Origin of the sequence: Faecalimonas sp. LCP19S3_D12 (assembly GCF_052121495.1) — a bacterium.
Classification (GTDB): Bacteria; Bacillota; Clostridia; order Lachnospirales; family Lachnospiraceae; genus Faecalimonas.
The window spans coordinates 1-21,088 of sequence record NZ_JBQKED010000034.1 but is presented as its reverse complement, the minus strand read 5'-3'; the positions used below and the strand labels follow the sequence as shown (position 1 = coordinate 21,088).

General features: G+C 39.6%; 14 protein-coding genes and 3 pseudogenes. 1 reads left to right on the top strand and 16 read right to left on the bottom strand.

The window, feature by feature from the left end; genetic code table 11:
- Window positions 1-109: 109 nt before the first annotated feature.
- The 11 genes and pseudogenes from ACTQXY_RS10900 to rlmD form a co-directional block, all read right to left on the bottom strand.
- Window positions 110-904, bottom strand: coding sequence for an ATP-binding cassette domain-containing protein (locus ACTQXY_RS10900; protein WP_441659474.1), 795 nt, complete (start codon window positions 902-904; stop codon window positions 110-112).
- A gap of 11 nt (window positions 905-915) precedes the next feature.
- Window positions 916-2,454, bottom strand: a complete 1,539-nt coding sequence (locus tag ACTQXY_RS10895) for a glycine betaine ABC transporter substrate-binding protein (protein ID WP_441659473.1) — start codon at window positions 2,452-2,454, stop codon at window positions 916-918.
- 2 nt (window positions 2,455-2,456) lie between these two features.
- Window positions 2,457-3,059 (bottom strand): 4Fe-4S binding protein, encoded by a 603-nt coding sequence (locus ACTQXY_RS10890; RefSeq protein WP_441659472.1) that lies wholly within the window; start codon window positions 3,057-3,059, stop codon window positions 2,457-2,459.
- A 185-nt stretch (window positions 3,060-3,244) separates the two neighbouring features.
- Window positions 3,245-5,017: a [FeFe] hydrogenase, group A gene (locus ACTQXY_RS10885; RefSeq protein ID WP_441659471.1), complete on the bottom strand. Its 1,773-nt coding sequence runs from the start codon at window positions 5,015-5,017 to the stop codon at window positions 3,245-3,247.
- Window positions 5,011-6,843 carry an NAD(P)-binding protein gene (locus tag ACTQXY_RS10880; protein ID WP_441659470.1) on the bottom strand — a complete coding sequence of 611 codons (1,833 nt, stop codon included), beginning with the start codon at window positions 6,841-6,843 and terminating at the stop codon, window positions 5,011-5,013. Before ACTQXY_RS10880 ends, ACTQXY_RS10885 begins: the two co-directional genes overlap by 7 nt.
- Window positions 6,844-6,993: 150 nt before the next feature.
- Window positions 6,994-7,935, bottom strand: coding sequence for a DUF1848 family protein (locus tag ACTQXY_RS10875; protein ID WP_441659469.1), 942 nt, complete (start codon window positions 7,933-7,935; stop codon window positions 6,994-6,996).
- Between the two features lie 382 nt (window positions 7,936-8,317).
- A pseudogene (rhuM, locus tag ACTQXY_RS10870) lies at window positions 8,318-9,138 on the bottom strand (RhuM family protein).
- Window positions 9,139-9,446: 308 nt separating this feature from the next.
- Window positions 9,447-10,016 (bottom strand): annotated as a pseudogene (gene rhuM, locus ACTQXY_RS10865) (RhuM family protein); the annotation flags it as partial.
- A gap of 211 nt (window positions 10,017-10,227) precedes the next feature.
- A pseudogene (locus ACTQXY_RS10860) lies at window positions 10,228-10,505 on the bottom strand (recombinase family protein); the annotation flags it as partial.
- An 82-nt stretch (window positions 10,506-10,587) separates the two neighbouring features.
- Complete coding sequence (locus ACTQXY_RS10855; protein WP_441659468.1) at window positions 10,588-13,314, bottom strand: AAA domain-containing protein; 2,727 nt, start codon at window positions 13,312-13,314, stop codon at window positions 10,588-10,590.
- A 42-nt stretch (window positions 13,315-13,356) separates the two neighbouring features.
- Window positions 13,357-14,724 (bottom strand): 23S rRNA (uracil(1939)-C(5))-methyltransferase RlmD, encoded by a 1,368-nt coding sequence (gene rlmD / locus ACTQXY_RS10850; protein ID WP_441659467.1) that lies wholly within the window; start codon window positions 14,722-14,724, stop codon window positions 13,357-13,359.
- Window positions 14,725-14,879: 155 nt separating this feature from the next.
- Between rlmD and ACTQXY_RS10845 the strand changes: the two genes are divergently transcribed.
- A complete protein-coding gene (locus ACTQXY_RS10845; RefSeq protein WP_441659466.1) occupies window positions 14,880-15,296 on the top strand; it encodes a hypothetical protein in 417 nt (138 codons plus the stop codon).
- A 70-nt stretch (window positions 15,297-15,366) separates the two neighbouring features.
- Here the strand turns inward: ACTQXY_RS10845 and ACTQXY_RS10840 are convergent, their stop codons facing one another.
- The 5 genes from ACTQXY_RS10840 to ACTQXY_RS10820 all read right to left on the bottom strand — a co-directional run bounded on the left by ACTQXY_RS10840 (window position 15,367) and on the right by ACTQXY_RS10820 (window position 20,766).
- Complete coding sequence (locus tag ACTQXY_RS10840; RefSeq protein ID WP_270651104.1) at window positions 15,367-15,936, bottom strand: CDP-alcohol phosphatidyltransferase family protein; 570 nt, start codon at window positions 15,934-15,936, stop codon at window positions 15,367-15,369.
- A gap of 66 nt (window positions 15,937-16,002) precedes the next feature.
- Window positions 16,003-16,245 carry a DUF4366 domain-containing protein gene (locus ACTQXY_RS10835; RefSeq protein WP_118208342.1) on the bottom strand — a complete coding sequence of 81 codons (243 nt, stop codon included), beginning with the start codon at window positions 16,243-16,245 and terminating at the stop codon, window positions 16,003-16,005.
- A gap of 110 nt (window positions 16,246-16,355) precedes the next feature.
- A complete protein-coding gene (gene pcrA, locus ACTQXY_RS10830; protein ID WP_441659465.1) occupies window positions 16,356-18,581 on the bottom strand; it encodes a DNA helicase PcrA in 2,226 nt (741 codons plus the stop codon).
- Window positions 18,578-19,528, bottom strand: coding sequence for a PH domain-containing protein (locus ACTQXY_RS10825; protein ID WP_441659464.1), 951 nt, complete (start codon window positions 19,526-19,528; stop codon window positions 18,578-18,580). Before ACTQXY_RS10825 ends, pcrA begins: the two co-directional genes overlap by 4 nt.
- Window positions 19,529-19,593: 65 nt before the next feature.
- Window positions 19,594-20,766: a CD0519/CD1768 family membrane protein gene (locus ACTQXY_RS10820; protein WP_441659463.1), complete on the bottom strand. Its 1,173-nt coding sequence runs from the start codon at window positions 20,764-20,766 to the stop codon at window positions 19,594-19,596.
- Between the last annotated feature and the right edge of the window lie 322 nt (window positions 20,767-21,088).

The window sequence follows — 21,088 nt, the reverse complement described above, 5'->3', positions numbered from 1 at the left end:
ATTTATCACTCGGAAAACAGCTTATCTTGCTTCTATTTTAGCACAGTTTTCTCATGCTGTACCCACTTTTATCAAAATATTTATAAATCTCTTCACCGCCTCATCCGAACTACTTATTCCCTGCTCCGCTATACTCACAATCTTCTAAGCGTTCATCAGGCAAATAGCAGGTACGTCTCTCTTTTTCTACTAGCTGTTTTACAAAATCTGTATTTGGATTACGCAAAAGGTCTTCCGGATTTGCATACTGCTGCACCTGACCTTTATCCATAACAAGCACCTTTGTGCCAAGTTTCAGCGCTTCCGAAATATCGTGAGTGACAAACAAAACGGTGATTCCCGTTTTTTTATGGATTTGTTTCAGCTCAATCTGCAACTGTCCACGAGTAATTTCATCAACCGCACCGAAAGGCTCGTCCATCAGCAGAATCTCAGGGGATGCCGCCAGTGCTCTTGCTATTCCAACCCTCTGCTGCTGTCCTCCTGACAGCGCAATCGGATAGCGCTCTTTCAACTCTTCGTCAAGACCAACCAGTTTCATCCATTTGGAAACTGCAAGCTTGGTCTTTTCCTTATTTTTCTTGTTGATGAGATTCGGAACATAAGAAATATTCTGTTCTACTGTCATATGCGGGAACAAAACGCTCCCCTGAATTGCATATCCGATATTGCGCCGCAGCTCTGTCAAGTTTTTATCCAGAATATTGCTTCCGTCTACAAAAATATCACCGCTTGTCGGCTCGATAAGACCATTTATCATTTTTAAAACCGTTGTTTTTCCGCATCCGGAAGAACCGATGATCGTAACAAATTCACCCTTTGCAACAGAAAAGTTGAATCTTTCCAAAACAACTTTGTTCCCATATACTTTTTTGATATTTTTAAATTCAATTGCTGTGTTCATTTCTTGTCACCTCATTTCAAAAGATTTGCATTTCGCAAAAACGTTTCGGCTACTTCTCTTGGCTCTTTTCCCTCGCTCTCGACAGCGTAATTCATTTGTGCCATATCTTTATCTGAAATAACCCCTGTAAGCTTGTTAAATATTTCCGCCAATTCAGGATGTTCTTCTAAAACTTCAGAACGAATCACATTTCCGCACAGATAGGACGGATAAAAATTTTTATCATCCTCTAAAACAGTAACATCTGAAACGCTTAACTGTCCGTCTGTCGTAAAAATGACCATTACATCAATTTCCCCTTCATTGATTGCCTGATATTTCAATCCAATATCCATGTCCATGGTCTTTTTGAATGTGAAACCATAAGCGTCACAAAGAGCATCATATCCATCTTCCCGCTCAAAGAAATCATATTCTGCTCCGAACACAAGCTGATTCGAGATAGCTTTCAAGTCTGAATAGGTTTTAATATTGTATTTTTCCGCAATCTCACGGCGCACCACCAAACCATAGGTATTGTTAAAACCGTACATTCCAACCCATTGCATACCGAGCGAATTTTTATATTCATCCTGCATTGTTTTAAACAAGTCTTCCGTATACAAACTGTCTTTTTTCAAAACCATATTCCAAGCTGTCCCTGTATATTCTGGATAAATATCAAATTCACCGCTTTCCATTGTAGGCTCAATATTCGACGTGCCTCCGCCGACGCCTTGTGTTAACTCCACATTTAAATCGGTATCCTGTTCGATCAGAATGTCCAACATTTCCCCCAACACATATTGTTCTGTCATCGGCTTTGTCGCAATATGTATTGTATCCTGTTTATTAACAGGAAATATTGTGCCAATCGTCAGGCACAGGCAAAGTAAACATACGACAATTGCTATTATACGATTTGCCTTTTTCGCTTTTGCGCTGCGGCTGCTGATTCGTTTTTCAAAAAAACCAAGCAGAAAATCCATGATCAATGCAAGCAGAGCAATGAGTAAGCTGCCAACCATAGTCATTGCAGCGTTGTTTGTCGTGATACCTCTGTAAATCGCAACACCCAAACCTCCTGCACCGATGAACGAAGCTATACCTGCAAGGGCGATTGTCATTGTAACCATATTGCGAATTCCGGAGAAAATAACCGGCATCGCAAGCGGCAGTTTTATCTTGAAAAGAATCTGCATTCTTGTACTTCCCATACCTTTTGCCGCCTCTAAAATAGCAAGGTCAACATTTGCTATTCCGGTGTGAGTATTTCTTACCATCGGCAAAAGAGCGTAAACCGTCAGTGCAATAACAGCAGTCGCATTTCCAACCCCTGAAAAAGGAATTAAAAAGCCAAGCATAGAAATAGATGGGATTGTATATAAAAAATTTATTATTCCCAAAGTCAGTTTTGCTGTCTTTTGAAATTCACTGATCAGGATTCCGACTATGCCACCGAATAAAACAGCTATCACAATAGCAACAAGAGAAATCTCTAAATGCTCCCATAATAGATTCAAAAAGAAAGCCTTTTTTTCTATAAAGACCAACCACATATTCTGTAACATCTTTATTCCCCCCTTTTTTTAACTGCTCCTACAGGACATTCTTCTGCACATAATCCACAATGCAGGCAATGTTTCTGATTGATTTTATACTCTGTAATACACTTTTGCGGACAAATATGTTCGCACTTTCCACATTGAATACATGCATCTGTAATAAGAAACCCGCTTTCCTCTATCTTTGCACTTCCGAGCATAAAACTTTCTCTGACAATCGGCTCTTTTCCCAAGTCAAAAAACTCAACAGAACCATTCTCAATACAGAACGCTTCGAGTACATATCTGCTCTCATTAGGATAAACTGTGTTCATGGACGGATTTTCCTCAAAAATTCTGTCAATCCACTTTCTGTGTTCTTCCAATTTTTCAGCTTTACCGTTTAACCGGATCATTTGAAAATTTTGATTCATTCCAGTAATGGCAACCTGACTGTTTTTGATAATCTGGCTGTAAAAATCTTTTCCTCTTGCGGTGCAAAAGTACAGTTTCTCATTTTCAACCAGCATCACATCAATAATACGAATTTGAGGAAGTCCCTTTTCATCAACTGTGGCAAACGCAACATCCTTTATTTCACGTAATATTTCCAAACATCTCTGAACATTCATATCCATTCCTCCCAATAAATTTGTTGTAATATTTTTTATTACAACAAATTTACCACGTTTTTGTTGTATTGTCAATAGTTACAACGATTTTATCATTATATTTTACACCTCAGACATTCGTCCAAAAACTTCATTCTAAAACAAGCAGCAGTCAATCTTACAGATTAACTGCTGCTTCAAATGTTTTATTCTTCTCTATAATTCCGATATCCTGTTCCATATCGTTCCATACTCTCCAGATGATCTGTATGTAACAGCATGTGCGCCTTATGTTCATTCGGCTCACCAAAATATTCTTCATAGAGGCGCTTGATATCCGGATTATCATGTGAATAACGGATTTTCGCATCTGCATCTAACTGATAAAGCCTCTTGCCTCTTTCAAAAGCCCGCTCCTCTCCGTCATGGATCGGCTGTCCGCCGCCCCCTACACATCCGCCCGGACATGCCATCACTTCTACAAAATCATAGTGTACTTCGCCTCTCTCGATTTTCTTCATCAGCGCCCTTGTATTTCCAAGTCCGCTTACCACCGCTGTCCGCACGGTAATATCATCAATCTGAAACTCTGCTTCCTGCACGCCGTGGTTTGCATTGAAGCCTTCCGCTCTCACTGCCTGAAATGCATCAGCCGCTGCATTCTCACCTTTAAGGAAAAAATATGCACTGCGAAGCGCCGCTTCCATTACACCGCCAGTCGTTCCAAAAATCACATCAGCTCCTGTTCCCTCCTGCATTGGACGATCACTTTCTCGATTTTTCAATGTCTCTGGACTAATATGCGCCGCTCGAATCATTTTCACAAATTCTCTTGTCGTAAGTACCACATCAATATCTTTACCTGCATATTCTCCGTGGAACAACTCCATCTCCTGCTCTCCTTTTTTTGCCAGGCACGGCATGATTGAGACTGTGAAAATCTGCTCCGGACTTACACCCAGTTTTTGCGCAAAATACGTCTTCATAACTGTACCAAACATCTGCTGCGGTGACTTTGCAGAAGAAAGATATTTGACCATATGAGGGAACTGGGATTTTGCAAATCGAACCCATCCAGGACAACACGAAGTGAACATTGGACGATCTTTTAATTCTCCTGAAGTAAATCTCTGAATAAACTCCGTTGCTTCCTCCATAATCGTAAGATCCGCTGAGAAGCAGGTATCAAACACATAATCGGCTCCCATTTTCTTGAGTGCATCCAGGATCATGCCCACTGTCGCCTCATTTGGCTGCAGCCCAAATTCTTCTCCCCATGCGGTACGCACTGCCGGAGCCACCTGTGTCACTACAATCTTATTTGGATCTGAAAGAGCCTCCCACACTTTCTCCGTGTCATTTCTCTCTCGAAGCGCTCCCACCGGACAATGCGTAACACACTGACCACAGAGCGAACAGGCAGACTCTTCAATCGTCTTATGTCCAGACACATTTACCGTTGTTCTGGAGCCTGTTCCTTCCACATCCCAGATATGCAATGACTGTACCTTATCACAAACCTGAATACAACGCATACATTTGATACATTTGGAAGAATCCCGAATCAATGGAAACTCTTTGTTCCACATCTGTTTCTCTAATTGCATCTTGTATGGGATTTCAAGAATGTTCAAATCATTCGCAACAGTCTGCAGCATACAGTTTCCACTTCTCGGGCAAGTGACACACTCACAATTATGCTGTGAAAGAATCAATTCTACATTCGTTTTTCTATGCCTTCTCACCTTCGGACTGTTTGTGTAGATGACCATCCCATCTTTTGCCACATTATTACACGAGGTGATCAGTCTTTCTTTTCCTTCCAACTCCACCACACAGACACGACAGGCTGCAATCTCATTGATTCCTTTCAGATAACATAGATGTGGAATCGGAATCCCATTCTGGGCAGCTGCCTCCATGATCGTGGTATTCTCTTTTACAGTAATCTGCTTTCCGTCTATTGTAAGATTTACCATATTTTTTCTCTGCCTCCTTTAAAGATTCCATATCCGAAATGGTCACATCTCAGACAGCGACCTGCTTCCTGCTTTGCCTCTTTTTCTGTCATGCAATTCTCACAGCCTTCCCAGTCTTTCACACGCTCGCTTGCCTCACGCTCTGTCAAATTCACTCTGCCGCAAGGAGTTCTGTCATCTAAATGCGCTTCCGGAATCTCCACATCACAGGAAATCTCATGACGATATCCCAAATACTCATCAATATTGGCAGCCGCCACTTTCGCCCCTGCAATCGCTTTGATAACAGAAGCTGGTCCGCTTGCACAGTCTCCACCCGCAAATACTCCCGGAAGATTTTCTATAGAACCATTACTCTTTGTGACGATCTTTCCGCGGCTTACCGGAATTCCGGCCTCTTCAAAATGCTTCGTCTCTATATTCTGACCTACCGCAACAACTAAAACATCACAAGGAATGTACACATCTTCCTCACCGGTCGGTTTGATACTTGCGCGGCCATTTTTAATTGCACTGATCATCTGCGGTGTCAAGTAAATCCCCTTGATGTGATGATTTTCATCCACATCTAAAGAAGCCGGTGCCTTTAATGTCTGCATCTCAATGCCCTCTGCCACTGCACCCTCAATCTCTGTCGGAAGCGCTGTCATATCGGCAGTCCTTCTTCTATATACGGCACTGACTTTCTTCGCACCAAGACGTTTTGCTGTACGAACAACATCCATTGTAACATTACCGCCTCCGATTACCGCAACTTCTTTCCCTGTCAGATCCATGATGATATTCTGACCTACATTTCTTAAAAACTGCACTGCCGAAAAGATCCCTTCTGCATCCTCTCCTTCCAAGCCCAGCTTTTTATCCGTACTTGCTCCAATGGTAATTAACACTGCATCATACTCTTTCTGAAGCTGCTGAATCGTGATATCTGTTCCGATCTTCAAACCGTATTTTACCTCAACACCTGTTTTTAAAATAGCATTCACATCTTCTTCAAGGCGTTCTTTTGGCAGACGATAGTTCGGGATTCCGTAGCGAAGCATTCCTCCAAGCTTCGGAAGCATCTCATAGACGGTTGTCTGATGTCCCATAAGCTGCAGATAATATGCCGCACTTAATCCTCCCGGGCCTCCGCCGAGCACTGCAATACGCTTTCCGGTGGACGGTGCACAAGCCGGTGGTTCCACCTCACCTGCAAAATCCGCCGCCACTCTTTTCAAACCACGGATGTTAATAGCATCATCCATCATATTTCTACGGCATCTCGCCTCGCATGGATGCTCACAGATAAACCCACACGTAGTCGGAAACGGATTGTCTTTACGGATCAGACGAACTGCATCCTTATATCTCCCCTCTCCGACAAGCGCTACATATCCCGGAACATCCACATGTGCCGGACATAACGATACACACGGCACCGGCTGGCTGTATGTACAGGTACAACGCCCATTTTTTATATGCTCCACATAGTCATCACGATAACCGATCAATCCTTTATATACTGTGTGAGCCGCCTCATAGCCGATGGCACAGTCCGCCGATTCCATAATAGAAAGCGCTGTCTGCTCCATAATATCCAATGTCTCCATCGTCGCATTTCCATCCAGCACATCCTTGATGAAACCATTCAATTGTCCAAGACCGATTCGACATGGTACACATTTTCCACAAGTCTGTGCATGACATAGTTCCAAAAATGCACGCGCCATATCAACCGGACATAATCCTGGCGGGCTCGATTCAATTCTGCGTTCCAAATCCTTATAGAGCTCTTCCATAATAATATCAGCTCTTGTAGGCGACGCAAGTTCTAATCTACTCATTGCTTTTACCATCCCTTCTTTTGTTTTACAAATACGCTCACTGTAGTGTAGTAACGTAATAGTAACTATTATAGCATCAAGCGAGAGGCTTGTAATTATTTTTGCTAAAAGTAGTTTATTTAACAAAATAGTTAGATTTTTAACAGAGCGTCACTCTCTAAAAAGCGAAAACTGTCCGTCCTTGAGAGACTTTATTTTTCTGTCCGTAATCTTATCATACTGCGTAAGTGTTCCGCATAACAGCGGTGAACTTTTATCATATTGTCTCCCATTCTCTTTTACCTTTGTTTCATGGAAATTTGCATAGCAATATTTACAACCATTGAAACACGTGTTGTATGTTCCCACTTCAACACTCTCCAAACAACCACAAGATTCTCTCTGATGTTTGTCTTTCTGTCCGCTCAGCTCACATCCTAAAAGCTTTTCAATCAGCCTTTTATCAATACAATGCCCTTTTGAAATTCCAAACTCCTGAAGATTGATTTTCTCAGCACATGTCTCAATATCCAACGAATATCTTAAAGCAATCTCTGCCATTTTCTCAGCAAGATTTCTCGTCTTCTGAGCCGTCATCTGCCGAATTGCAAGAGTTCTTGTATTTCGCATCGTTTTTTTGTAGAAATCCATAAAACTAATCACAACTTTATCCGTATATCCAGCAAGACTCGCTGCAATCTCCTCAAATGCTTTTATATGATACTCTACCGTATATCTGTCACTTAGAAATATCGGATCATATCTCCATATCACCCTCTCTTTTCCAATTTGCTCAGATAACCTTTGAAATGTGGGAATCAGTACTTCCCTCTTGTGCGGAAGATTTGGTTCCACATCTCTTCCGTACCCAGTCAGTGTAAATTGAAAATAATACATGTAGGGTTTTAGTTCTTCTAGTTTTTCTAACATATTGATTGGATTTTTTGTCCAAAATACAATACAATCTATCACGTCCGGTGATAGATTGATTTTGCTTATCTGATGTGCATTCATCGGGTTACGCACATATAAAAAACCCTCTCTTATTCTGTTTATAAACCATTCCGAATAATAATTCGGAATATCTGTTCTTCTGCTTGCACTTAATATCATGGTGATTCCTCATTTTTTCACTGTTTTGCAGTTTCTATCCTATTCATCAGTCACAGCACCTTACAATCCGTTCTCCGCATTTAGCACAGAAGCCTTCAATTATCACGCCAAATTTATCTTTCCGCAGACTATATCCCAGCTTAAATGATACGATAGCTTTTCCAAAGCTTCACAGCTTCTAGGTCTGTTGTTCCACCATATCGTCCCGATTTCTCATCCAATTTTGAATAACTGCCGTTGGGTCATCGCTCTTATACCGGCAGTATCCGTCAATGAAATAAATTCATTTTCAAAAGGCATCTCTCCACAACTCCCAGTACACTTCAATATAAAATTTGATGCTTCTATGTCTGAAAATCCAGCATTGAAAGAAGCTATCCTGCTACTTCTTCACATTCTCTTCCAATTCCAGCATGTACTTATCAAAGTCAGACATAAACAATCTGTCCTGAATGACACGATATTTTTCAAATTCGGTCTCAGCTTTTGCCTTGGCAATCTCTGCAGTGATTTTGCCTGCATCCTGAAGAACCTCTCTGTCATCAGCCATCAGGAATAGATCCAGTCGCTTTGCCCAATCCTCCATTGTCATCGGAATGTGACGTTCTGCACCTTTGTAAAAAACTTCTTTGTTGTTTTCGCAGTTCTGTCATAATCGAGAGCTGTGGCATAGATATCCGTTATCTTCTGATAAAATCTACGCTCAGAAATCCGGATTTCTCGAATCTGCTCAAGCAAACGGTCAAAGTACTCTGTCGTAAGCACAGATCCACCATTTTTCAGGCGTTCATCATCCATAACCCAGCCTTTGATGGTGTAGTCCTTCACAATTCCATTGGCCCATTTACGAAACTGCACTGCTCGCTCATTGTTCACTTTGAATCCAACAGCAATAATCATTTGAAGATTATAATGTTTCGTATCACGAGTAACCTGACGAGAACCTTCGGTTTGAACTATCCGGAATTTCCGGATAGTTGAATCTTCCTCAAGCTCTGAATCGGAATAAATCTTCTTAATATGCTCATTGATTGTACGAACATCCACGTCATATAATGCGGCCATCATCTTCTGTGTCAACCATATATTCTCATCCTCATAGCGCATCTCAATGCTGTCCTGCTGATCACCGACAGTGGCAACATAGGTCAGATATTCTGCTGCGCTGGAACGGATAGTTATTTCATCTTTTTTCTTTTTCAATAAGATTCCCTCCTTCAACATCTCAAAGTGACTATTCTACCTGTGCTTGAACTGCGGTCGACTCTGACAACACTCCTAGTGCCACAACCTTGACATCTAATCCACAGCCTAAACCCTAACGCTATTGTCCAAACCTATATGTATCAAAAACTTGTCTTTTACAATTTACTTTTAAAGTTATTTTTTACCATTTTTCTTCACTGTACTGTGAATATTTTTAATGCTTTCCAAGTATTCTTCTTCAACCGGCGATAAGTTCTGCACCTGATATTTCCGATATTCTTCTGTTGCTTTTTCAATTGCCTGTGATTTTGTACCATTTTGAAAAATGCAATAGATTCACTACTCTTGGGATCATAATCAACACTTGTTGCATAAAGGTCAAGTACCTGTCGGTACATAACTTTTTCAGATGAGCGGATATCCCGAATACGCTCTAGTAACTCTTTCCAATAATTACCGCCACCCAGATTTTTCAGCCGCTCATCATCCATTGTAAAGCCTTTTATCATGTACTCTTTTAATCGTTCGGTAGCCCACCGACGGAAATTTGTAGCAATCTTGGATTTCACTCTATATCCAAGAGAAATAATCATGTCAAGATTATAATGGATGGTATTATAGCTTTTTCCATCAGCTGCAGTTGTTCGGAATTTCCGAACAACTGACTCTTCATCCAATTCTTCCTCTTCAAAAATATGCTTTATATGCTCACTGATATTAGATTTACTTGTCTGATACAACTCACATAATTGTGCCTATGTAAGCCAAACGGTCTCATCTTCAAATTTAACGTCAATTTTTGTACGTCCATCTTCCGTTTGATATATGAGAATTTCATTTCCGACAATGTCAGAACCGCCTTTTTTATCCTCCATCCTCCTCCGTTCCATTAATTTCTTGCTAACTTCTCTTACCGAGCCTAACTACTTTTCAAACATGATATCCCATAGGTTCAGACATTTATAAGATTTCTTGCTGAAATTAAAATTTCTTTGATTTCCTTATAAAAAAATTCGTTCATCATATCAAAGCCATCCTCTCATTTACAAATTATCTATTAATCTTTCTAATATTTTGCAATACAAGCTATATTACTTCAAAACATCTCAGTGCACCCCTTATCGCTTCCACTTTCTCTGCTGTCGGATGTTTCCTAGGCTGTTTCAATTCCTCTACAGCATTTGGAGCATCATACATCGGCAAGCCCAACTCCCGCTTCACCTCTGCGATGTATGCAGTATGTGCCTTGAAGCCATATTTCGCTTCTATATATTCCTTAATCATCTTGTAGGTCACGCGCTCTTTCTGCTTGTACGCAACGGCTCTCTTAGCAATATTATATTATCAAGCGGCACTTTTCCTTCGCATAGATAACACTATTTGGTTATTTTCGGGACAAAAGCACGATACTTTCGACATGCGAATTTTTGTCCAAATCTATATCTATCAAACCAACTTATCTAGCATCTCTACAATTTTCCCCTTTTCTCCACTACCATTTGTTTTTAACCTCAATAATGGAATTTCATACAGCTCCATTATATGATTTTTTAGCAAATCTTTTGAAATCTGCACAGTATCTTTTTTATGATATTCATATCCATCAACTTCTATTGCCAACACAGGCTTTTTGCCAATTCTATTGTATATCAGAAAATCCAAATGAGTAGCAGGATTCATTGCATACTGACATTCCTGTTCATTTAATAATTCTGGGTTTTTAATCAACATATTCAACGGAAAATGACAAACAACATCTAAGCCAGAATACTTGCTATCAGAGATAATATCCTCTATTAATGAATACATAAGGTTTTCCGAATCATATTCTGATACTTTTTTATGTTTCTTCAAGTATGCTCTTCTTTCCTCCGTATACTGCTTGTAAAGGTAATCGAAAATAGAATATATTCTACTCTCTTCCACCTCAAAATTATTATATTGAATATAATCAATCAAATCTGTTATATTACGCTCTTTCGCTTGTTCATTTCCCGTTACAACCAGCATCAACCTATGTTTAGCTCTTGATACAGCAACATTGATTAAGTATGGGTCATCTGCAAAATCAGATATTTCATCCTCCACAGTAGATATAATTATATTATCTTTCTCCTTGCCCTGGAACTTATGAACTGTAGCAGCATCAATATCTGTAATTTCTCTACTCAATGCCTCCACCTGATTTTTGTATGGTGCAATAATTCCAGTCTCCTCCGGATCCAAAACATACTTCGGTATAATTTCATTTTTAATAACATCTATCTGACGCTGACTATAATGGTTGCGCTCGTGATTTCCAACTACTGTTTTTACTACCGATAAAACATCTTCTTCTCCCTTATCCTTTGTCATAATAATCAATTCACCATGATAAAATTTCTGGTTGCAGAAGTTGATTATTTTAGGATGACACCTATAATGCTCTCGTAACAATATTTGTGTTACATTTGGCATAACCTCTAAAATTGATTGCAAAAAACTCTTTGTGTATTGATATCCTTCGCTCACATTAAAACTTTCAAATATAGTTTTTGCTTTGTTTTTTATATCATCTGTAACAACATTGGGAAGTTGTTTGGTGTCTCCCACAATAACAACATTCTTGGCACAAGATAACGCCAACGAACCGGTTGCTATATCAACCTGTGATGCCTCATCCATGATAATGTAATCATATACCATATCTGAATTCAAGCTGTTTCTTGATGAAAATGTTGTACTTAATACAACCGGATATTCAGCCAGAACATCACATGGCCGCTTCCACAAATCATCCTCACTAAAAATTTTTCTACTGCTGTTACCTTCATATTTTCTTGCCAATTTATCTTTTAAGACAACCATTGACTGATTGCATAAATCCTCAAGCAAATTCTTACTAATACTATTTAAATACTTTTCAATATCTGCAATTCCCGCAGTCACCTCCGCCTGCTTTGCACGATAGTACATTGCTTGAAAGGTTGTAATTAACTGTGAAATACTCTGCTTATATAAACTCCTATCAGTTACTCCATATTTTAATAATGCTTTTATCTTAAACCAGAATCCTATTGCCCTTTTCTCTTCTGAAACCAACTGGCACTCCTGCCATAATTCCATCCAATGCCTTGAGGATAAACTTTTCTTATATTTTATGCTTTCTGCATTAACATCTGATTCTTCGACATATTCATTAAAATATTCCTGTTCTGTAACCAACTGTGAAAGCTCCTGTCTTAAATATGCCAGTTTTTCCTGCTTATCAAAAACACTTTTTAGTTGATTGGACTGTGCTTCTATTTTCTTCTGTAAAACACTTGGAGTTTCTTCCGTTTTCCATGTCGAAAAATCAGGATAAGCGGCCTCCTGATGAGCAACAAATAATTTCTTGTTTTCAGAATTCCCCAACGTTGCAGCAACAAACCCCAAATTATATTGAGGAGAAGATAATTTTTCATATACGTTTTCTGTTGCCGAATTATTATTGGATACTATCTGTACCGTTTTCCCCTGCATTAATATATTGGCAATAATATTTAATATCGTTTGTGTCTTTCCCGTTCCTGGAGGCCCCTGTATAACACTAATCTGATTCTCCATAGCATTTTTTACTGCCTTATACTGGCTATTATTGCATCCAAATGGGAAAATCGGTGAATATTCACGCCTCATTTTACCAGTATGCAATGCCAACGGATTTAAATACTTTGCTAATGCCACATCATTACCTACAAAAGATATCTTTTCAAACCTCTTAGCCAGCAGCTTTTCACCAGTCTCTTTATTCCTAATATCACTCAAACCTGCAATCTGTTTTATGTATTCAAATACATCTGCTGACTGACTTTGGCTAAGGCAGGACTCGATAATATGCAAGTCACTTCGACGATAATCTCTTTCACTACCATCACCAAAACAAATATGCCAATAAGACTCGCGTTCACTTTTAAATACATATATTGCTTGAACATCGAAAAACTCTCGTCTTTCTCTACTAATACGATACATGTTAGGATTCAAAACATCCGGATCAGTTAACTTTTCCACATTCAAAAATGCATACGAATATGTTTTCCCAGTATTGAATTTTACGTCCCATTTCTGGTTATCTCTGTTATACACACATGACATTATCTCAGAAGTCTTTATTTCTCCCTTGATAATGACCATGTAAAATTTTGTATCCATCTATTTCTTGCTAAACTCCTCTTTTATACATTACTTGCACTGTCAGTATTTGCGGGAAAGCATTACAACCGTCTCCACATGCACCGTCTGACAAAATTGATCCACAGCCGTGCATTTCTCCACCCGATATCCTCTTGCCTGTATCATCTCCAAATCCCTCGCAAGACTTGTCACTTTGCAGGAAATATACACAATCTTATCCACTCCATAGTCCAATATCTTCGGCAGTGCTTTTGGGTGTATCCCATCTCTCGGAGGGTCCAGCACGATCACATCCGGTTTTTCTTCAATTTCATCCAGCACCTTGAACACATCACCTGCAATAAATCTACAGTTGGAAAGTCCGTTGTGCTCTGCGTTTTCTTTCGCAGCCTCCACAGCCTCCTCGACAATCTCCACGCCGATTACCTGTTTTGCAACCGGAGCTAAAACTTGTGCAATCGTTCCGGTTCCACTGAACAAATCAAAGACCGTCATCTTGTGGATATCCCCGATATAATCCCTCACGGTTTTGTAGAGAATCTCCGCACCCTTTGTATTTGGCTGGAAGAATGAAAACGGTGTGATTTTGAAGTCCATATCAAGCAATTTCTCGTAGAAAAAATCCTGTCCGTATAAAATTCGAGTTTCATCACTCTGTACTACATCGGATAAGGAATCATTTAAAATATGAAGAATTCCAACGATTTTTCCTTCCAGCTGCAATGCCAAAAGTGCGTCCACAAGCAAAGATAAATCGTGTTCTTCCTGTGTTGTTGTCACAAGGTTTACGAGAACTTCTCCGGTCTGATCACCACGGCGTAAAAGCAGGTGGCGAAGATAACCCACATGTTGCATTTTTTTATAATATGCCACATTTCTCTCTTTAAAATATTCCAATACACACAAAAGAATCTTTGTCATATCTTCGTGCACTAATTTACAATCAGCTGCTGTCAGCACATCATATGTGCTTCCCTTTTTGTGCAGCCCAAGTGACAGCGGACCGTCTTTGTATTCATCTCCAAAAGAAAATTCCATCTTATTACGGTAAGCAAACTCTTTCGGGCTTGCTTTTACCCCCTCAAATTCATAATCTTCCAAAATGGCGGCATCCAATATTTCTTTTACCTGATCACCTTTCATTTTCATCTGTTCCTCGTAAGACATCGTCTGGTACATACAACCTCCACAGGCAGGGAAAATGCTGCACACAGGTTCTCTTGTCTCCAAAGGTGATTTTTCAAGAACTTCCAAAAGCCTTCCTTCCGCTTTCCCTTTTCGTATTTTGTTTACACAGAATTTTACCTTCTGACCTGGAATTCCATTTTTTACGATCACTGATTTTTCCTCGCCCTCGACAGTCACCAGTCCTTTGTTCGGAAATGCTACTTTTTGAATAATGCCTTCATATACTTCTCTCTTTTTCATCTATATAAAACCCTCTCTATACTTTTCATTTATTGTTTTATTCTATCAGTTTCCAACTTTTTTGCCAACCAAAAGTGAACAATCTTTCCAAAATGTATTGAGTTCTTTCCTTTTTCCATCTATAATTTTATTAATATAGATTGAGGAGGGATTTCATGAATTGGAAAGAACAATGGATTGTCGCTTTAGACAAAGAGCATCTATTCGAGAACTCAAGCCACCAGACACGTTTCAAAGAGCTTTTAGACTGTTTCGCCGATTATCCATTTTTCACCAAAGGGCTCTGTAAATGCATGTACCTGTCTGCTTGGGATGAAGAGCATTTCTGCATTATGCTCTCGATGCTGACTGAGATAAGTCTTGAACATGAAAAAAATACAGATGAGATGCGTACTCAGGGGGATGTTCTGATTGCAGAACAACCTGAAGAAGAGGCATATATTTACCGGCTTTCAAATGCGTTTTTAGACAATATGCCATTTCAGCTTGACGATCCGCAAAAAGTACAGCCTGATATTCTGCATATTATCCAAAAGGCATTGCACGCCTCTGACATCATCGATCAGCTCTAGTAAGCACTGCAGAGCACATGAAAAAAGAGTTCGATTTGCTTTCGCATACCGAACTCTTTTTTACATGAAATTATGCTTCGCTCAATATCTTTTTGTACACCGGAATATACAGTATAAATGACATCAAAAGCAGAAAACCGCTCAATACAATCAATGTATTCGCAATTTGCTCCTGAATATTCGGCGCCAGAATCAAAATAAACATCACAACATAAAGCACTGCTGTGGATACTTTTCCGAACCACTTCGCGCCGTTTAACATTTTCCCTTTTTTCAGAAGAATCACGCCCATAATTCCCATAAATCCTTCTTTGATGACAAACAGCACCACAACCGGAATCAGCCATTGGAAACGGAACGACAAAGAAAATACAATCGCTGCCTGTGTTAATTTATCTGCAACCGGGTCAACAATCTTTCCTAGGTTAGTAATCATATTGAATTTTCTTGCAATAAATCCATCTAAAAAATCGGTAATTCCTGAAATTCCAATAATAACTGCCGCCATATGGAACTCTGCAATCGAATCTGCTGTCACATATCTCCATACAATCAGCGGAAGTAACAATATCCGAAAATATCCAAGCATATTCGGGATAGAAAAAATCTGCTTTCTAAGTGGCATATCACTTGTTATCATATGTATCCTCCCCCTTATTGAATTGAGGACGGCAGTAATTGTCACATTACCACCGCCCTCAACTAATTAAACTTCATCATCGTCACTGAAAAAATCGTCGTCGAAATCGTCTTCAAAGTCCTCTTCGAAGTCTTCCAAATAGTCTGGTGTAAAGAACTTATATACTGCGTAAGCGATTCCTGCAATTGCTGCCACTGCACCTACAACCGCCAAAACCCAAAGCAATGTGTTTTTCGCTTTTTCATCATCTTTTTTGTGCAGTAACTCATTTAATTTTGATGCTGCAATCATATCTTCTAATTTATTCATATGTCCACGTCCTTTCCGACTTTCCTCAAAAGTCACTGTTCTCTTTTTCACATTATACCACTTACATACTGATATTACCATATGTAGATTCTATCATTTTATGCAAATTCTTATACTTTTTGTAATTTTGCAAATGTAGCAAACATCTTTTTCACACCGGCTGTATCAAACTGTACTGTAACTTCATAGTCACGTCCGCCTTCTGTAATTCCAGTCACCAGTCCTTCTCCGAACTTCATATGTCTGACCCTGTCCCCTACATCATAAGACAGACCTTCCCCTTGCGTAACTGTAAACTGCTGCTTCGGTTTCTGCATAGCAAATGCCTGTGTGCGGAATGCTTGTTTTGCCTGCATATATGCATTCTGCTTTGGAACTTCTTTCTCATCTTTTTCGATGAGATTGCCTGTGTTTAAAAGATTCACCGGAATCTCCTTTAAAAATCGAGACATCTTATTGTACTGCGTCTCTCCGCGCACCATTCTTCTTCTCGCACAAGTCAGCGTCAGATTTTCTCTTGCTCTTGTAATTCCAACATAACAGAGTCTTCGCTCTTCCTCCACCTCAGTCGGATCATCGGATGTGATTGTCATATAGCTTGGGAAAAGACCATCTTCCATTCCTGCAAGATACACTTCCGGAAATTCAAGACCTTTTGCACTGTGTAGTGTCATCAAGACCACATAATCACTGTCTTCATCCAAACTGTCGATATCTGCGACAAGTGCAACTTCCTCTAAAAATCCGCTCAATGTCGGCATTTCATCTTCACAGGATTCCTCGTAAGCTGCGATTTTATTCATCAATTCATCGATATTTTCGATTCTTGCCTCCGCTTCAATATCGCCCTCCGATTTCAGGTCCTCGATATAGCCTGTCATATCCAGAATTTCCTGCATAAGATCGCAGATAGACATATTTTTTGCCCTACTTTTAAAATGTTCAATCAGCGCCACAAATGACTCTAATTTGCTCGCACTTCTCCCAATATTGGGAATCAGATCCGCTGCTCGGAGCGTCTCGTAAAAACTTACTCCGCGCTCCAATGCATTTTCCTGCACTCGATTGATTGTCGTAAGCCCAATGCCACGTTTTGGCACATTGATAATTCTTCGGACCGCCAAATCGTCTTTCCCATTGTCGATTGTTTTCAAATATGCAAGTAAATCTTTAATTTCTTTTCTTGCATAGAAATTAATGCCGCCCACAATTTTATACGGAATATTGGCTGTTACAAATTTTTCTTCAAACATACGTGACTGCGCATTGGTGCGATACAAAACAGCATGATCATTGTATGTGCGCGTTCCGTTATTCACATGCTCTTTGATATCTCCCACAATGTATTCTGCCTCATCATATCCACTGTCGAACTGACGAAACGCAATCTTATCCCCCTCACCATTTTCTGTCCAGAGTGATTTCTCCTTACGGCCAAAATTATTCTTTATCACTGCATTCGCCGCATTCAAAATATTACCTGTAGAACGATAATTCTGCTCCAGTTTGATCACTTTTGCATCTTCAAACACATGTTCAAAATTCAAAATATTTTTGATATTTGCCCCGCGGAATTTGTAAATAGACTGGTCATCATCTCCTACCACACAGAGATTTCTATATTTCTTTGCCAAAATCCGAATCAGCTCAAACTGCACCGTATTCGTATCCTGATACTCATCGACCATAATATAGCGGAACCGCTCCTGATAATAATCAAGCACCTCCGGCTGTGTCTGAAACAGTTGTACTGTCTTCACGAGAAGATCATCAAAATCCAGTGCATTGTTTGCCCGCAGTTGTTTTTCATATTCTTTATATACCTTTGCGATCTTCTGCTTTCCGAAATCCCCCGCCGCATTCAATTCATATTCTTCCGGCGTGATCAGCTCATCCTTCGCCGAAGAAATCGCTGCCAAAAGGTTTCGCTCCTTATAGACTTTTGTATCAATCTGTAAATATTTGCAGACATCTTTCATAAGCGTCTTTTGATCATCTGCATCATAAATCGTAAAGCTAGTATCATATCCAAGTAAATCAATATGTCTTCTCAATATCCGCACGCAGGTCGAATGAAACGTGCTCACCCAGATGCTCTCCGAGCCGAATCCGACAATCTGATCGACACGCTCACGCATCTCCCCTGCCGCTTTGTTCGTAAATGTAATCGCCAAAATGTTCCATGGATTGACTCCCTTTTCATCAATCAAATATGCGATGCGGTGTGTCAGCACTCTTGTCTTTCCCGAACCTGCTCCCGCGAGAATGAGAAGCGGCCCCTCTGTATGATAGACCGCTTCACGTTGTTCTTTATTCAATGTATCGTAAATGCTCATAAACTCTCCTTCTTTATGTTCTGAATTGCCATTCTTTCTTCCACTTCTCTTAAGAATTCATCTCTTTTTACCGGCGAAATCAACATGATTTCATGCCGTCCGTTTACTGTGTAATCAATCTGAATCCTGCGAAGTGACATTGCTGCCGAAGACAATGGATTCCACGTCTTCTTTATATTGGTAATGCTCTCATATGGAATCCGTTCCGTTCCAAAAATATAGCATTGCACAAGTATGTAATCATTATAGAGGGTATACCGCATAAAAACAAGAGGAATAAATATAAGCAATATCAAACTCAAAGTTCCGATGACCAGCCAGTTTGGCTTCCCTTCCATCACACTGTCTATTCCTATTTTTACCTCTATCACTACCGGTATCAGAATCAATACCGCCAGCCAAAGATCGATTCTAGTCCGATAGGATACCGCCTCTTCTGCCTGCTCCTTTTCCTGTTTTGCATATGCCTTTTTCAGCTCTTTTTTTGGTGTTGTCTCTTTCCGGCTCTTGTAAATATACCAAATAAAAGGTGAAAATGTCAGAATCAAAGACACTGGCAGGAACCATTTCCCAAGAGCTCTGCATGTCACCGAGCAAAACACCATATAGGCAAACATTAACATTAAAAATAGATTCATCAATACAATAACCGGATAAAGTCTTCCATAAGTTCTCTTCTCACTTTCACTGGCATTCTTTGAAATTCCGCTTGTACGGACAAAATAAGTAACAATGCTCATCATACCGAGCAAAAACAATATAACAAAGAACAATAAAATCAGAGATGTCTTGTCTGACCAAATATCCACGTTTCCTACTTCATTGTAATGTTGTGGGATTTTTTCTGGAATTTTGTTCCAAAATATCAATGGCAAAACAATTGATGCAAATGCAATTCCTACCGTCACATATTGAATCTTTTGAAATATTTTCATTTTTTCGCTCATATGTTCTTCCCTCCTGCCAAAAATGGAATGTACGCTCGCACATTCCATTTTAAACATTATTCAAATTACATTATGAAAGATGCTAACTGGAATAACCAGTTTGCTGCGATACCTGCCACAATACCACCGATTGTATGGCTGATGATTGCTTTTCCTGTAAGTTTGCTGCACTTCAAACTTGACATCATCGCAACATGAGTACTTAGGTATCCGCTCCAGCACATACACATTGCTGTAAATACTGCAACGTCATTCGCATGTGCTACACCGTCTGCTACCATCTTAGGTACCAATCCAACAGCTGCTCCGGCCGCTCCTAATGCTGTGATCGGAACAGAGATTGCTGATGGTGAAGAGAAACCAAATAATGGAGATAAGATAAACTGCAATTTTTCTCCAATCCATGGCAACAATGCAACTCCCTCGTAAGCAGCACCTGTGTAAACACCGTCTGCGGAAGGTCCATTTGTAAGCATCATTACAACTGTACAAATCGCAAGTACACCAGGAATAATTGCAAGACCTACATCCACACCATTCTTACCACCGTCCAACAGTGCTTCCAATGCTCTCGCTCCAATTCCCCCTTCTCTTACTTCTCTCTGCTCAAAGACATCTTTTTCACTTCCTTCTTCAAGCGGAATACAGTACTCTGTTGTACCATATTCTTTCTTCGTAAACAAAATCATCATTCTTACGCTGACAACACTACCGATAATTGCGCCGATATTACCGATCAGAGCTGCAAATCCAAGATTCTCGCCTGTTGGAGATGTAATACCGATCATTGATGTTGTAACAATAAGCCCCATACCGAATGCTGTACCTAAATTTGTCAGTGCCGGTAATTGATATTTTTTGAAATATTTTCTAAAGTTTGTATCCTCTGCAAGTCCTAAAATTGCCGGGTTATCTGACAAGTACGTAGTCAAGACTCCCATTGAAGCTGCTCCAGGTAAATCATACACTGGTTTCATTAGGGGAGAAATTATTTTATTGATTAATGCAATCAAACCAAATTCTGAAAATAACCCAGATACGGCTCCTGCTATAACCGCAATCGCCATGATATAAAATACTGTTTCAAGAAGTAACTGATAGGCTGTGTTCATCATCGTCTGCATCATGTTTACACCGCCCATTTTCGCCCCTATCAATCCAAAGAATGCAATAATTACTGCAAGAAAGATAAAGACTTCAAGGCTTACTGCCTTTTTCGTTTTTGTCGCTTTACTCATATTTTATCCTCTCTTATTATATAATTTTTTCTATAGTTTTCTCCCTTACTATAGATGTAACCCTATAATAACATAGAGGTTATCTATAGTCAACAGGAACAACGCGTTTTGTCAAAAAAATATCAATCCTTCCTTTTGTCTCCTTTTTTGCCAAAAAGTTTTCTTCAAAATACTTGTCATATAGTTTCTATTACTATATAATGTAACTATTGAGGTGACAAACTATAAATAGTCAAGTGGTTTTTGAAAAAAAGTTTGTGTAATAAAAAAGGGTAACTTTAATAGATCATCTGAAAACACCGTATTTCAGATGGAACAGATA